Genomic DNA, 14,026 nt, shown 5'->3' on the forward strand with positions numbered 1-14,026 from the left:
CAGATTTGTGCATAGGGGGATATATGATCTTACTCAGTAAAGAAGAAATAGAAAAGCTGATTGATCCAAATGAAATGATGGATCAGATTGAAGAGGCATATCGCTTGTATGGAGAGAATCAATTCTTCATGCCGCCTCGTCCGGTGATTGAACATGATAATAAGTCGTTGATTTATATGCCATGTTATACGGATGATGTGATTGGCACCAAGATTCTGACGATATTTCCGGAGAATTCAAAGCTTGGACTTCCGTCTATTGATGGCGTAATCCTGCTGAATAATGCTGTGACAGGTGCTCCGGAAGCATTGCTTGACGGACAGTCTGTGACTGCCTGGAGGACAGGTGCAGTTGGCGGTGTGGGTATCCGTCATCTGTCACGTAAGGATTGTCATACAGTAGGCATCATAGGAGCAGGAGTGCAGGGATTCCATCTGGCATTATATGCATGCGCAGCCAGAGATATCCATACCGTATACATTTACAATCACAGTGACAGAGATCTTACAGATTTTATTGCAAGATTGGAGAAAGCGATTGATAATCCGAATACAAAAGTGGTATGGTGTAAGAAGACAGAAGAACTGGTGAAACACAGTGATATTATCTGTACCGCTACACCATCTGCGGTTCCGGTACTTCCAAATGATAAAGAATTACTGCGGGGCAAATGCATTATCGCAATCGGATCTTATACACCGGAGATGCGTGAGATTCCAGACGCGATCTGGGATCTGACAGATAAAGTGTATATAGAGCTCCCTTATGCGTGTGAGGAAAGCGGAGATCTGAGTCAGCCGATCGCGGAAGGAAGACTGACAGAAGACAGAACTGTTCTCATGAGCAATTATCTGCAGTCCGGAGCGGATGAAGAAGAGATTGCAGCAGGTACAACGTATTTCAAATCCGTTGGAATGGCACTCTTTGATATATGTGTAGCACAGAAATTATTAGCAAAGTCAAAGGAGAAACAGCAATGAAAGTAGTAGCAACAGAAAAAGCACCAAAAGCATTAGGACCATATTCTCAGGGATACGTACATGGAGGCGTACTGTATACAGCAGGACAGATTGCTATCGATCCGGCAGTGAATGATGTGACAGCCAAGACAATCGAAGAGCAGACAGAGCAGGTATGCAAGAACCTGGGTGAAGTTCTGAAAGAAGCAGGAACTGATTTTGCACATGTACTTAAGACCACTTGTTTCCTGGCTGATATGGGAGACTTTGGTGCATTTAATGAAGTATATGGTAAGTACTTTACATCCAAACCGGCAAGAAGTTGTGTCGCAGTAAAGACTCTTCCAAAGGGAGTTTTGTGTGAAGTAGAACTGATTGCAGCAGTAGAAGAGTAGGAGGAATTATCATGGCAGAACAGCAGAATGGATGCACACCATCCGATTGCGCCAGCTGTGCGCAGGGAGCTACATGTGGAAAGAAACCGGTAGATCTGCACGAACCGGCGAATCCATATTCTCATGTTAATAAAGTGATTGCTGTAGTCAGTGGCAAGGGTGGTGTCGGCAAGTCTATGGTAACCGCATCACTTGCACGTATGATGCGTGAGCAGGGATTTTCTGTAGGTATTATGGATGCAGATATTACAGGACCATCTATCCCTAAGATGTATGGTATCCATGAATCTGCAAAAGGCAGTGATGCAGGGATGTTTCCGTGTGAGGCAAAAGATGGCACCAGAATCATGTCAGTCAATCTTTTGCTGGAACATGAAGAAGATCCTGTTATCTGGCGTGGACCTGTGATCGCAGGTGTTGTGAAGCAGTTCTGGACAGATGTCATGTGGGGCGATCTGGACTATCTCTTTATTGATATGCCGCCTGGAACCGGTGATGTACCGCTGACAGTATTTCAGTCGCTTCCGGTGGATGGCGTAGTGATTGTCACATCACCACAGGATCTGGTTAGAATGATCGTGAAGAAAGCATATAATATGGCGGATGCAATGAATATTCCGGTACTTGGTATTGTAGAGAATTACAGTTATCTGAAGTGCCCGGATTGCGGTAAGAAGATTTCCGTGTTCGGAGAAAGTCATATTGATGAGATCGCGGAAGAACTCGGGGTTCCGGTAATTGGCAAGATGCCGATCGATCCGGCACTTGCGGAAGCGGTAGAGTCTGAGAAGTTCTATGAGAGCGATAATCCGTATCTTGCAGATGCAGTGAACAAATTATAATATCTGGATGTGCAGATTCTATAATTACAGATTTAGAATGATAGAAGCAGTGTGTATAGGATGTACATGCTGCTTTCTTTATATCTATGATTATAGATTAAAACTATAAGTGGGCTTGCTTATACATATTATCAATTAGACAGTCACGAGGATATATAGGATAATTAAGATGTTATATATAAGTCAATTTAGGAAAGAGAGGGTACGAAAATGACTTTATGTGATTCAAAGAAAAAACTTGCGCTGGCAGGCGCAGGCTGTGGCGTTGTAGCTGCAGTTCTTGCATTCCTCGGCAACCCGGCAAACATGGCATTCTGTATTGCCTGCTTTGTCCGTGATATGGCTGGTTCACTGGGAATGCATCAGGCGGAAGCAGTACAGTATGCGAGGCCAGAGATCATCGGACTGGTACTGGGTTCCTTTATTATCTCTGTTGCAACGAAGGAGTATCGCTCAACAGCAGGGTCATCACCGATGATTCGTTTTATCCTTGGTATGATGATTATGATCGGTTCTCTTGTATTCTTAGGATGCCCATTGCGTATGGTGATCCGTATGTCAGCAGGAGATCTGAATGCATGGGTAGCATTGATCGGATTTATTCTTGGTGTTGCTACAGGAACATTGATGTTGAAAAAAGGTACTACACTTGGACGTTCACATGAGACCAATCAGGCTAATGGATCAGTGATTTCAATTTTAATGATTGTAGTTTTGATTCTCGCACTGTGCACAAGCCTTCTGAAAAGCAGCACAGCGGGACCGGGAAGTATGCATGCACCAATCATCGCTTCATTAATCGGAGGTCTTGTGTTTGGAGCATTTGCTCAGAAATCAAGAATGTGTTTTGCTGGCGGTATCCGTGACGTGATTCTTATGAAGAATTTTGATCTTTTGACAATTATCGGAAGTCTCTTTGTAGTAATGTTGATTTTTAATGTAGCTTCAGGCAGATTTGTTCTTGGATTTGATACTCCGGGAGTGATTGCACATTCAGATCATCTGTGGAGTATCCTTGGTATGTATGTAGTTGGTTTTGCAGCAGTACTTGCCGGTGGATGCCCACTTCGTCAGCTGATTCTTGCAGGGCAGGGATCTTCTGATTCGGCCGTGACTGTGCTTGGAATGTTCATAGGTGCTGCACTGTGCCATAACCTTGGACTGGCTTCCAGTGGTACAGCAATTAATCCTGAGACTAAGAAAGTTGTTGCCGGAGCTGTAACAGCTAATGGTAAGGTGGCGGTAATTATTTGTATTATCGCATGCTTTGTGATTGCATTTACTAATAAACGCAAAATTGCAGCAATCACAAACAAATAAGTATCAATAGAATAAAAATCCGAATGAAAGGAAGGCAACCATTATGGTAGAAGTAGATGCAAGAGGATTATCCTGCCCAGAGCCAATCATGCTGACAGCAGAGGCGCTGTCAAGTGCAAACGGACCGGTTAAGGTACTCGTAAGCGAGCCACATCAGAAGACGAATGTTGAGAAGCTCGCCAAGGATCGTGGCAAGAAGACATCGGTTACAGAAGACGGTACAGACTTTGTGATTATAATTGAATAAGGTATAATGAAATGGAGCAGTTCTGGGAAAAACAGGGCTGCTTCTTTCTTATCTGTGTGACCTTACATTTATCTTACATTTGCGGTTTCAGGAGGAATTGTATTGTAACCTGTGGTAAAATATGCGGATAAGGAGGAATGTGGAAATGTATCGAATCCTGATTATAGAAGATGATTTTACGATGGCAGAGGCCATGAAAAAACAGATTGAATCATGGGGCAATGAAGTGCGTCTGGTATCGGATTTTCAGAATGTGATTCATGAATTTATAGAATATGATCCACACATGGTGCTGATTGATATTATGCTTCCGTTTTTTAACGGTTATCACTGGTGTAGCGAGATACGGAAGATTTCCAATATTCCGGTAATTTTCATTTCTTCAGCATCTGATAATATGAATATTATTATGGCAATGAATATGGGGGCAGATGATTTTATTCCGAAGCCGGTGGATCTGAATGTGATGATCGCAAAGATCCAGGCGGTACTCCGAAGAACCTATGACAGAAGTAATCAGGTGCCGGTGCTGGAATGCGGAGGAGCAGTATTGAATCTGAATGATACGACGCTGAATTGGAATGATCAGAAGATTGAACTGACGCGGAACGAATTTCGTATTTTGAAGACCTTGATGGAGAATCGAGGCAAGATTGTCAGCAGAGATACGCTTATGACAAGGCTTTGGGAAGATGACTGTTATGTAGAAGAGAATACTTTGACTGTAAATGTAACCAGACTTCGTAAGAAATTAGAACAGGCGGGACTGAAAGATTTTATCACGACCAGAGTGGGACACGGATATCTGATTGAATTGCCGGAGGAACATGAGTGATGATGAAAAAGGAACGGATAGGAGAACTGCTGAGATGGTATATGCGCGAGCATAAGCGGGGAATCTGGCTGGTTATATTGCTGGGTGCAATCTATGGGAGTGTGTTTTATCTGTATAATGTTCCGGTGGAAGCGGTGGCGTATGGAACGGTACTTGGTGTGACCTTTCTTCTGGTTATGAATGTGTTATGGTTCTGGAAGTTCTGCAGAAAGCACCAGAAGAGAATGGAATTGCTACCAGGAATTGAGTATGCATACCGGGATATGCCGGAGGCAGATACCTTGGCAGAAAAAGATTACCGGCAGATGGTTATGGATCTTGGAAAGAGTTGCTATGAACACCTTATGGAATTGGAGAATCAGGAGCAGGAGAGCAAAGAGTATTATACAATCTGGGTACATCAGATTAAGACGCCGATCGCTGTGATGCGGATGATTCTTCAGGAGGAAGATACCAGACAGAACAGAGAACTTTTGGCAGAGCTGTTTCGGATTGAACAATATGCGGAAATGGCACTGTCCTACATTCGTCTGGAAAGCAGTGAGTCGGATTTTGTAATAAAAGAATATAATCTGGATGATATCATACGACAGGCAATCCGCAGGTATGCACCACAGTTTATTCGGAGAAAATTGCATCTGGTGTACGAGTCGACAGAAGTAAAAGTATTGACGGATGAAAAGTGGCTGTTATTTATTTTAGAGCAGATCATTTCCAATGCGGTGAAATATACACCATCGGGAACTATTACGATCCGGGTGACAGAAGATAAAAAACTGTCGGTGGAGGATACAGGGATTGGCATTGCACCAGAGGATCTGCCGAGAATATTTGAAAAAGGTTTTACCGGATATAATGGAAGAAATGATAAAAAGGCGACAGGGCTGGGACTGAATCTTTGCCGAAAAGCGGCCGAACATCTGAATATCGGGATCGCAGTTGAGTCAAAGCCAGGAGTTGGCAGCTGTTTTACATTGGATCTGAAAGAACGTCAGTTTAATATTGAATGATCGGATAGCGTCTTTCAAAAATGTCACATGAGATGGTCATATTGTCACCGGAATCGATGTCTGACAGAGCAGGGCAGGTCTATACTGATAGCAGAACAGAAAAGGAGGTTATAGATAATGACTATTTTAGAAGTATCATGTCTGAAAAAAGTATATACGACTCGTCTGGGTGGCAATCAGGTACAGGCTCTGGCGGATGTGTCATTTTCGGTAGAAGAAGGAGAATACGTGGCAATCATGGGAGAGTCCGGATCTGGTAAGAGTACGCTGCTGAATATTCTGGCAGCATTGGATCGCCCGACAGGTGGAAGAGTGAAACTGGATGGAAAAGATATAGGGCTGATCCGAGACAAGGAGATTACAAAGTTCCGCAGAGAAAATCTTGGCTTTGTATTTCAGGATTTTAATCTGCTCGATACGTTCAGCCTGAGGGATAACATTTTTCTTCCGTTGGTATTATCCAGAAAAAGCGTGAAGGAGATGAACAGCCGCCTGCTTCCGATTGCGCAGAAGCTTGGTATCCGAGAGCTGTTGGATAAGTATCCATATGAAGTGTCAGGTGGTCAGAAACAGCGTGTGGCTGTAGCACGGGCGCTGATCACAGATCCCAAACTGATTCTTGCAGATGAACCGACCGGAGCTCTGGACTCCAGATCAGCAGATGATCTTCTGCGTCTGTTTGGAGAAGTGAACGAAGAAGGTCAGACGATCCTTATGGTGACACATTCCGCAAGAGCAGCCAGCAGAGCAGGAAGAGTATTGTTTATTAAGGATGGAAGAGTTTTTCATCAGATCTACCGTGGTGACAGTACAGATGAGCAGATGTATCAGAAGATTTCGAATACACTAACATTGCTCGCGACAGGTGGTGAGATGTGATGAAAAAAGGATTTTATGTGAGACTGGCTGCAAATAACATCCGAAAAAACAGTAAACTTTATATTCCGTATATATTTACCTGTGTGCTGTCGGTAGTTATGTTCTATGTGATGATGTCTTTAAGCCTGGATCCTGCGGTGAAAAAGATGTTTGCAGGGGGGACGCTGAGCCTGATCATGAGGTATGGAACCGTGATTGTAGGTATCTTTGTATTTGCGTTTTTAATGTATTCTAATGGCTTCCTGATGAAACGGAGACAGCGGGAATTTGGAATATTTAATATCCTTGGAATGGAAAAACAGCATCTGGGACATGTGCTTTTTCTGGAAACTATGATGGTGGCAGCGGGAAGTGTAGTGCTTGGTATTCTTTTTGGTGTTCTTTTCAGTAAGATTATGTTTCTGATGCTCTGTAAAATAATCGGACAGAAAAATGTATTTGGCTTTTTCATTTCAAGTAAAGCAATACTTGTTACCGCATTTTTATTTGCGGTGATACATTTCTTAATCTATCTGAAAAGCAGAAGGAAGATTCGTATTTCTCAGCCGATTGAATTGCTACGTGGCAGCAGCGCAGGAGAACGAGAGCCCAAGAGTAAATGGATTCTGGCAATTCTGGGAGCTGCAGCATTAATTGAAGGATACTATCTGGCATTGTCAGCGAAAGGAACCATAGATTCTATAAAGCTATTTTTTGTAGCAGTTATTCTGGTTATTCTTGCAACCTATCTTCTATTTATTGCAGGCAGTATTGTGATTCTTAAAATGCTCAGAAAAAACCGCAGATTCTACTATAAACCGGAGCATTTCATCAGCGTTTCAGGAATGATGTACCGGATGAAGCAGAATGCAGCGGGTCTTGCGAGTATTTGTATCCTGTCTACGATGGTATTAGTTATGTTGTCGTCTACCGGAAGTCTGATGATTGGAATGGAAGATATGGTACAGGCGCGTCATCCGAATGATTTTGGAATATATATGGATACATCTGATATGGAAAAGAATCAGGAAGTTCTTGATAAAATTAAAACACATTGCGAAGCATATCAGATCGCGGAAAAGGATACGACGGATTATCGATATTATACAGTGACTGGATGTCTGCAGAAGGATCATGTGTTGTTTGATCAGACAAAGTTTGATTATTTAAATGATAATGGCAATCTCAGGATTATGATGGTAATGCCATTGTCCGGGTATTGTGCAATGACAGGGGAAAAAGTAGAATTGTCCGGACAGGAAATGCTTCTGGGAACAGGACGTAATTCATATAAATATTCGAATATGAAACTGATGGATCAGGTGTATAAGGTCAAAGGGAAGGTTCGGCATTTCGAAGGTAATGGTCAGGTGAATTCGAATATTCGGGATTCCTTTACGGTGGTGCTTGCAGATGATACGTTTGATGCATTGTATCAGCAGATCAAGGATGCATATAGATATGATATGAAAATACATGAATATTATGGGTTTGATGTATCGCTGGACAAAGATGCACAACTTAAGCTAAAGGATTATATGTGGCAGGCGGCGCAGGATCAGGGCGCAGACAGTATAGATATCGAATGCAGAGAAACGTCCAGAAATGATTTTGTTGGACTTTATGGAGGCATGTTTATGCTTGGCATGTTCCTGGGAACCCTTTTCGTTATGGCGATGGTGCTGATCATTTATTATAAGCAGGTCTCGGAAGGCTATGAAGACCGGAGACAGTTTGAGATTATGCAGAAGGTAGGTATGTCTCAGCAGGAAGTGAAGAAAGTCATCCGTTCCCAGATCCTGATGGTGTTCTTCCTGCCATTAGTGGCAGCGGGTGTACATATGGCAGTGGCATTTCCAATGATTCAGAACCTGTTGAAAGCATTCAATATGAAGAATACAGAACTGTATAGGAATGGTACGATCGGTGTTTATCTGGGATTTGCAGTTCTTTATATACTGATCTATAGTCTGACGGCGAAAGCATATTACAGGATTGTAAAGAGGGCATAAGTACCTGGAAGATCCAGGAAAATGAGAATTGTGTATTGACGGAGCGAACATGTGTTTGTATAATAATATCAAACATACGTTCGCTTTTGCACGGATGAAACAAGCATACAGAAAGAAGAAAAAGAGGAGGAGCGAAGATGCAGATTTCAGAGAATATGTCTGTAATGGAGAAGCTGCGGATATTGACGGATGCCGCCAAGTATGATGTGGCATGTACTTCTAGCGGTACATTCAGGGGGAATGACGGTACAGGGATCGGAAGCTGTGTGCAGATGGGAATTTGTCACAGTTTTGCGGCAGACGGCAGATGTATCTCTCTGCTTAAGATCCTTTTTACCAATGAATGTATCTTTGATTGTAAGTATTGTATTAACCGGAGAAGTAATGATGTTCCGAGGGCATCTTTTACTCCAGATGAGCTCTGTGAGCTTACGATAGAATTTTATCGGAGGAATTATATTGAGGGATTATTTTTAAGCTCCGGGATACTGAAGAGTCCGGACTATACGATGGAATTGATCTGTGCGGCACTTGAGAAGCTGAGAAAAGTATATCGCTTCCAGGGCTATATCCATGTGAAGGCGATTCCCGGAGCCAGTGAGGAACTGATACAGCGGGCGGGATTTCTGGCAGACAGGATGAGTGTGAATTTGGAACTTGCTACGGCAGAAGGATTAAGAACGCTGGCACCGCATAAGACCAGAGATAAGATTCTTAAGCCTATGCGGCTGGTGCAGAATGGCAGAAGCCAGAATGCTTATGAATTAAAAGTATACCATCATGCACCGTCTTTTGTGCCGGCAGGACAGAGCACACAGATGATCGTAGGAGCGACGCCGGAGACGGATTATCAGATGCTCCATGTGGCAGAGACGTTATATCAGCGGTTTGATCTGAAACGGGTGTTTTATTCAGCATTTGTGTCAGTGAATGTGGATAAGGCACTTCCGGCTAAAACAGATCAGGGACCACCGCTTCTCAGAGAGCATCGCCTGTATCAGGCGGACTGGCTTCTCAGATATTATAAGTTTGAGGCGAAAGAACTGCTGACAGAAGAGGAACCTAATTTCAATCCGCTGTTTGATCCGAAGTGTAACTGGGCACTCAGACATCTGGAGTATTTTCCGGTGGAAGTGAACCGCGCGTCCTATGAGATGCTTCTGCGGGTGCCGGGACTTGGTTACCGGTCGGCAGGACGGATCGTCCGTGCCAGAAGACTTGGCACATTGGATTTTCAGGATTTGAAGAAGATCGGAGTGGTGTTGAAACGGGCAATGTATTTTCTGACCTGTAATGGGCGTACGATGTATCCGGTGAAGCTAGAGCAGGATTATATTGCAAGGAATCTGCTGGATACAGGAGAAAGGCTGCCACAGGAAGTGCGTGGCATGACGTATCGGCAGTTATCGTTGTTTGATGATGTGAGATTTGGCGGTGGTGTGAATGAAAAGAATTTATGTGTGTGAGAATGAAGTGACAGGACTTTTTTCAGCGCTTTACGATGCGTGGAAGTATCTTGTGCCGGACCATGGAGCAGAGTGTGGAATCCGTTTTCGCGGGCACCTGGAGCAGGAGTTGTTTTGTGAATATACAGAAGTTGAATCGAATGAGAAGAAGGCACTATCGGTGGAACGCATGATTTTATCCCATATGGGGTGGTATACGTATAAGTTGATCTATCAGGCAGCTCTTTCTGATGATCCGGACAGGGGAGATGTGATCCTTGGGACGATGCTTGCTGCCAGAGAGATTCCGGACAGCAGAAGGATCATGGATCACCTGGGGAATGCGCAGGTGGAACAGACTTTTGAACTTAGCAGAACAGTGAATAATGAGACGACCAGATGGATTGAACTGATACGTTTCCGGGAACTGGAACAGGGAATCCTATATGCCAGATTTGAACCTAAGTGCAGAGTGCTTTCCTGTGTGGCACCACATTTTGCAGAACGGTTGTCGGTTGAAAACTGGATGATACATGATGCAGTTCATGAAGAATATGCGGTGCATGAGGCTGGCAGACAGTGGATATTGGTATCCGGTGAGCATGTGGATGAAGACAGGTTCAGCTCATACTCAGCGAAGGAAGAGAAGTTCAGTGAATTGTGGAAAGAATTTACAGATGCGATCGCGATTAAGGAGAGAAAGAATCCACGATGTCAGATGGGACATCTACCGTTATGGTGCAGAAAGAATCTGGTGGAATTTGAATAACGATCCGATATAGTGTACAATGGTTCATAACAAATCGGAAAGAAAGATGGAAGTTATGGACAGACAAAAAGTAAAGATCTCAGTCCGTAATCTGGTGGAATTCATCCTTAGGAGCGGAGACATTGACAATCGAATAGCAGCTCAGGACAAGGATGCTATGCAGATGGGAGCAAAGCTTCACCGCAAGATTCAGAAACGGATGGGAGCCTCTTATCATCCGGAGGTTACGCTACGCCGGGTGGTGGAATTTGATACATTCGACATACAGGTAGAAGGTCGGGCAGATGGAATTATTGAGGAAGAACGGATATGTATCGATGAGATTAAAGGTGTGTTCAAGGATCTGGAGCGGATGGAAGAACCGGTTCCGGTACATCTGGCACAGGCGAAGTGTTATGCCTGTATTTATGCAAGAGAAAAGGAATTGGCTGAGATTGATGTGCAGATGACTTACTGTAATATGGAGACAGAGGATATTCGCAGGTTCCGTGAGTCATATAAGGCAGACGAGCTGGAAGAATGGTTTATGGATCTGATGCATCGGTATGAGAAGTGGGCAAGATTCCAGATTGAATGGCGGGAAGAACGCAATGCATCTGTGAAGCAGGTGGAGTTTCCTTATGATTACCGAAAGGGACAGCGAGAACTGGTATCGTCAGTATATCGGACGATCCTGCGAAAGAAGAAATTATTTATTCAGGCACCTACAGGTACGGGGAAGACTCTGGCAACCGTGTTTCCTGCGGTGAAGGCAGTGGGTGAAGGGCTTGGAGAAAAGATCTTTTATCTGACAGCAAAGACGATTACCAGAACGGCAGCCGCAGGTGCATTTAATACTCTGAAAGAACAGGGATTGAAGTATAAAGTGATTACGCTGACTGCAAAAGAGAAGATCTGTTTTTGCGATAAAGCGGAGTGCAATCCTGAGTACTGTTCTTATGCAAAGGGACATTTTGACCGAGTGAATGATGCAGTTTATGAATTGATCACAGGACAGGATGCAGTCACTAGAAGCGTGTTGGAAGAACAGGCGAAGAAATGGCAGGTATGTCCATTTGAACTGGGGCTTGATACTGCAATCTGGATGGATGCCGTAATCTGTGATTATAATTATGTGTTTGATCCTAACGCTCATCTGAAGCGTTTTTTTGGAGAGGGCGTAAAAGGAGAATATCTGTTTTTGATCGATGAGGCGCATAATCTTGTAGAACGCGGCAGAGAAATGTACAGTGCCAGTCTGTGCAAAGAAGAAATCTTACGGGTGAAGCGACAGGTAAAGCATATTGATATGAGACTGACAAAGCGCTTGGAAGAGTGCAATCGACAACTGTTGGAACTAAAGAGAAACTGTGATGGTGTGACAGTGCTTGACAGTGTCATGCATGTTTATCTGAAGCTGTTATCACTGATGGCGGAGATGGAACGGTTCCTGGAGGATTATAAGCAGTTTGCAGAGCGCGAGGATGTACTGAAGTTATATTTTGAAGTACGTATGTTTATTACGGTGTATGAGAAGCTGGATGAAAATTATCTGATCTATGCAGAACTTGCAAAGGATGGAGAGTTTTTCCTCCGCTTGTTTTGTGTGAATCCTGCGGTGAATCTCAAAGAATATATTGAGAAAGGGAATAGTACGATATTGTTTTCGGCTACATTACTGCCGATACAGTATTATAAAGAACTGCTCAGCACAGAGAAGGATGATTATGCAGTGTATGCGGAAACGGTATTTGAAGAAAGCCAGAGCAGATTATTGCTGGGAACGGATGTGAGTACCAGATATACCATGCGAGGCGAGACGATGTACCGACGGTATGCAGAATATCTCTATGAGATGGCATCTGCCAAAGAAGGCAATTACATGTCTTTCTTTCCATCTTATCATTTTTTGGAACAGGTATATGACGCTTTTGTAGAATTAGCAGACAGGAAACAGAGCGCATCAGAAGGAAGAGAAGAGTATAATGTCGGACAGATTGAGTGTCTGGTACAGGCACCTTATATGTCGGAAGAAGCACGGGAAATTTTTCTGGAAGGGTTTGAAGAGGAACGTGAGGGAAGTCTGATGGGATTCTGTGTTATGGGCGGAGTTTTCTCGGAAGGGATTGATCTTGCAAAAGAGCGTCTGATCGGAGCGGTGATCGTGGGAACAGGACTTCCACAGGTCTGCCTGGAGCGGGAACTCTTGAAGAATTATTTTGACGCCAGAGGTCAGAATGGTTTTGATTATGCTTATGTATATCCTGGAATGAACAAAGTACAGCAATCGGCAGGAAGAGTAATCCGAACGGAAGAAGACAGAGGAGTGATTCTTTTGCTGGATGAACGTTTTCGGGAAGCCAGATATAGAAATACCTTTCCACGAGAGTGGAAAGGTATCCGGTATTGCAATATTCATAATGTGAGAGATCAGATTCAAAGTTTCTGGTCCGGCAGTTCATTAAAGTAAGTTAAGAACTCTGTCACAGCCGGAGATACCGGAAGCTTATCGTTGTAGACAACAGCAAGTTCTCTCTGTGGCAGGGATTCTCTGGTTTCTACAATAAAGAGTTCGTCGGAATCCTCAGGTACACAGTAGTCAGGAACAAAGGCAACGCCTAATCCGATACGTGCAAGGTCGATCAGCAGGTCATTACTGCTGAGTTCTGCTTCCGGAACCAGTTCCAGCTGGTGCTGCTGAAAGAGACTGTGCAGAAATTCGCTTGTGGTGCTTTGCTTGTCCAGCATCAGAAGCGGATACTCAGAGAGCTCTGCAAGTGAAAGCTTTCGATCTTTTAACTGCGAGAAAGATTGGTTAGCTACAAATACATCCCGGAACTGTTTGATTCGTTTGATAGACCAGAGATTGTTCAGGTAAGCATTTGGATAATTCACGACGATAAAATCTGCCTGCCCGTTTTTCAGGATATCGACACAGCGGATAGAAGTTGCATTGATAACCTTGATATGCAGATTCGGGAATGCCTGATGAAACCGTTCAATATATGGCACCAGAAAATACCGACATATTGTGTCACTGGCAGCAATTCGGATCTGTCCACCGGTAGTGATGGATTCCAGAAGCTGTGATTCGCCACGGCGGATCAAGCTGATCGCCGGTTCGATGTGACGGAGCAGAATCTCGCCTTCCGGAGTCAGGCGTACCTTCTTAGTGCTGCGGATGAAGAGAGTCTGAGACAATTTTCCTTCCAGCGCTTTAATAGACTGGCTGACTGCCGATTGAGATATGTAGAGCTTTTTAGAAGCTTCTGAAAGCTTAAAGTAGTTGCTACATAGTAAAATACTTTATATAATTCATAATTAATATCCATTGCAAATTCCTCCCATTAGGAAA

Annotated in this window: 12 protein-coding genes and 1 pseudogene; 12 read left to right on the plus strand and 1 reads right to left on the minus strand. The window is 43.7% G+C overall.

The window, feature by feature from the left end; all coding sequences use genetic code 11:
• Positions 1-23: 23 nt before the first annotated feature.
• The 12 genes from DXA18_RS11815 to DXA18_RS11870 all read left to right on the plus strand — a co-directional run bounded on the left by DXA18_RS11815 (position 24) and on the right by DXA18_RS11870 (position 13,141).
• Entirely contained in the window at positions 24-980 is a 957-nt protein-coding gene (locus DXA18_RS11815; RefSeq protein WP_118384064.1) for an ornithine cyclodeaminase family protein, read from the plus strand.
• Complete coding sequence (locus DXA18_RS11820) at positions 977-1,354, plus strand: RidA family protein (RefSeq protein WP_118384065.1); 378 nt, start codon at positions 977-979, stop codon at positions 1,352-1,354. The genes DXA18_RS11815 and DXA18_RS11820 overlap by 4 nt, the downstream gene beginning before the upstream one ends.
• A gap of 11 nt (positions 1,355-1,365) precedes the next feature.
• A complete protein-coding gene (locus DXA18_RS11825) occupies positions 1,366-2,196 on the plus strand; it encodes an Mrp/NBP35 family ATP-binding protein (RefSeq protein WP_118384066.1) in 831 nt (276 codons plus the stop codon).
• A 210-nt stretch (positions 2,197-2,406) separates the two neighbouring features.
• Positions 2,407-3,516: a YedE family putative selenium transporter gene (gene yedE, locus DXA18_RS11830; RefSeq protein ID WP_118384067.1), complete on the plus strand. Its 1,110-nt coding sequence runs from the start codon at positions 2,407-2,409 to the stop codon at positions 3,514-3,516.
• Between the two features lie 43 nt (positions 3,517-3,559).
• The gene (locus DXA18_RS11835) at positions 3,560-3,763 is read left to right on the plus strand and encodes a sulfurtransferase TusA family protein (protein ID WP_118384068.1); all 204 of its coding nucleotides are present in this window, start codon (positions 3,560-3,562) and stop codon (positions 3,761-3,763) included.
• Between the two features lie 145 nt (positions 3,764-3,908).
• Positions 3,909-4,598 carry a response regulator transcription factor gene (locus DXA18_RS11840; RefSeq protein ID WP_118384069.1) on the plus strand — a complete coding sequence of 230 codons (690 nt, stop codon included), beginning with the start codon at positions 3,909-3,911 and terminating at the stop codon, positions 4,596-4,598.
• Complete coding sequence (locus DXA18_RS11845; protein WP_243007122.1) at positions 4,598-5,608, plus strand: sensor histidine kinase; 1,011 nt, start codon at positions 4,598-4,600, stop codon at positions 5,606-5,608. The genes DXA18_RS11840 and DXA18_RS11845 overlap by 1 nt, the downstream gene beginning before the upstream one ends.
• Before the next feature lie 117 nt (positions 5,609-5,725).
• Positions 5,726-6,487, plus strand: coding sequence for an ABC transporter ATP-binding protein (locus tag DXA18_RS11850; RefSeq protein WP_118384070.1), 762 nt, complete (start codon positions 5,726-5,728; stop codon positions 6,485-6,487).
• Positions 6,487-8,478: an ABC transporter permease gene (locus DXA18_RS11855; protein WP_118384071.1), complete on the plus strand. Its 1,992-nt coding sequence runs from the start codon at positions 6,487-6,489 to the stop codon at positions 8,476-8,478. Before DXA18_RS11850 ends, DXA18_RS11855 begins: the two co-directional genes overlap by 1 nt.
• Before the next feature lie 137 nt (positions 8,479-8,615).
• Positions 8,616-9,944: a putative DNA modification/repair radical SAM protein gene (locus tag DXA18_RS11860; protein WP_118384072.1), complete on the plus strand. Its 1,329-nt coding sequence runs from the start codon at positions 8,616-8,618 to the stop codon at positions 9,942-9,944.
• Positions 9,922-10,692, plus strand: a complete 771-nt coding sequence (locus tag DXA18_RS11865) for a TIGR03915 family putative DNA repair protein (RefSeq protein ID WP_118384073.1) — start codon at positions 9,922-9,924, stop codon at positions 10,690-10,692. Before DXA18_RS11860 ends, DXA18_RS11865 begins: the two co-directional genes overlap by 23 nt.
• A 55-nt stretch (positions 10,693-10,747) precedes the next feature.
• Positions 10,748-13,141 (plus strand): ATP-dependent DNA helicase, encoded by a 2,394-nt coding sequence (locus DXA18_RS11870; RefSeq protein WP_118384109.1) that lies wholly within the window; start codon positions 10,748-10,750, stop codon positions 13,139-13,141.
• Here the strand turns inward: DXA18_RS11870 and DXA18_RS11875 are convergent.
• Positions 13,108-14,003: pseudogene (locus DXA18_RS11875) on the minus strand (LysR family transcriptional regulator). The gene DXA18_RS11870 and the pseudogene DXA18_RS11875 sit on opposite strands and share 34 nt — an antisense overlap.
• Between the last annotated feature and the right edge of the window lie 23 nt (positions 14,004-14,026).

This window comes from Dorea sp. AM58-8 (genome assembly GCF_003464045.1).
Lineage (GTDB): Bacteria > Bacillota > Clostridia > Lachnospirales > Lachnospiraceae > Claveliimonas > Claveliimonas ammoniilytica.

Bases quoted from the DNA above. Each gene is read 5' to 3' on its own strand.
- DXA18_RS11860 (WP_118384072.1), top strand. From the start codon at position 8,616: ATGCAGATTTCAGAGAATATGTCTGTAATGGAGAAGCTGCGGATATTG.
- DXA18_RS11845 (WP_243007122.1), top strand. From the start codon at position 4,598: ATGATGAAAAAGGAACGGATAGGAGAACTGCTGAGATGGTATATGCGC.
- DXA18_RS11825 (WP_118384066.1), top strand. From the start codon at position 1,366: ATGGCAGAACAGCAGAATGGATGCACACCATCCGATTGCGCCAGCTGT.
- DXA18_RS11820 (WP_118384065.1), top strand. From the start codon at position 977: ATGAAAGTAGTAGCAACAGAAAAAGCACCAAAAGCATTAGGACCATAT.
- DXA18_RS11835 (WP_118384068.1), top strand. From the start codon at position 3,560: ATGGTAGAAGTAGATGCAAGAGGATTATCCTGCCCAGAGCCAATCATG.
- DXA18_RS11815 (WP_118384064.1), top strand. From the start codon at position 24: ATGATCTTACTCAGTAAAGAAGAAATAGAAAAGCTGATTGATCCAAAT.
- DXA18_RS11855 (WP_118384071.1), top strand. From the start codon at position 6,487: ATGAAAAAAGGATTTTATGTGAGACTGGCTGCAAATAACATCCGAAAA.
- DXA18_RS11840 (WP_118384069.1), top strand. From the start codon at position 3,909: ATGTATCGAATCCTGATTATAGAAGATGATTTTACGATGGCAGAGGCC.
- DXA18_RS11850 (WP_118384070.1), top strand. From the start codon at position 5,726: ATGACTATTTTAGAAGTATCATGTCTGAAAAAAGTATATACGACTCGT.
- DXA18_RS11870 (WP_118384109.1), top strand. From the start codon at position 10,748: ATGGACAGACAAAAAGTAAAGATCTCAGTCCGTAATCTGGTGGAATTC.
- yedE (WP_118384067.1), top strand. From the start codon at position 2,407: ATGACTTTATGTGATTCAAAGAAAAAACTTGCGCTGGCAGGCGCAGGC.
- DXA18_RS11865 (WP_118384073.1), top strand. From the start codon at position 9,922: ATGAAAAGAATTTATGTGTGTGAGAATGAAGTGACAGGACTTTTTTCA.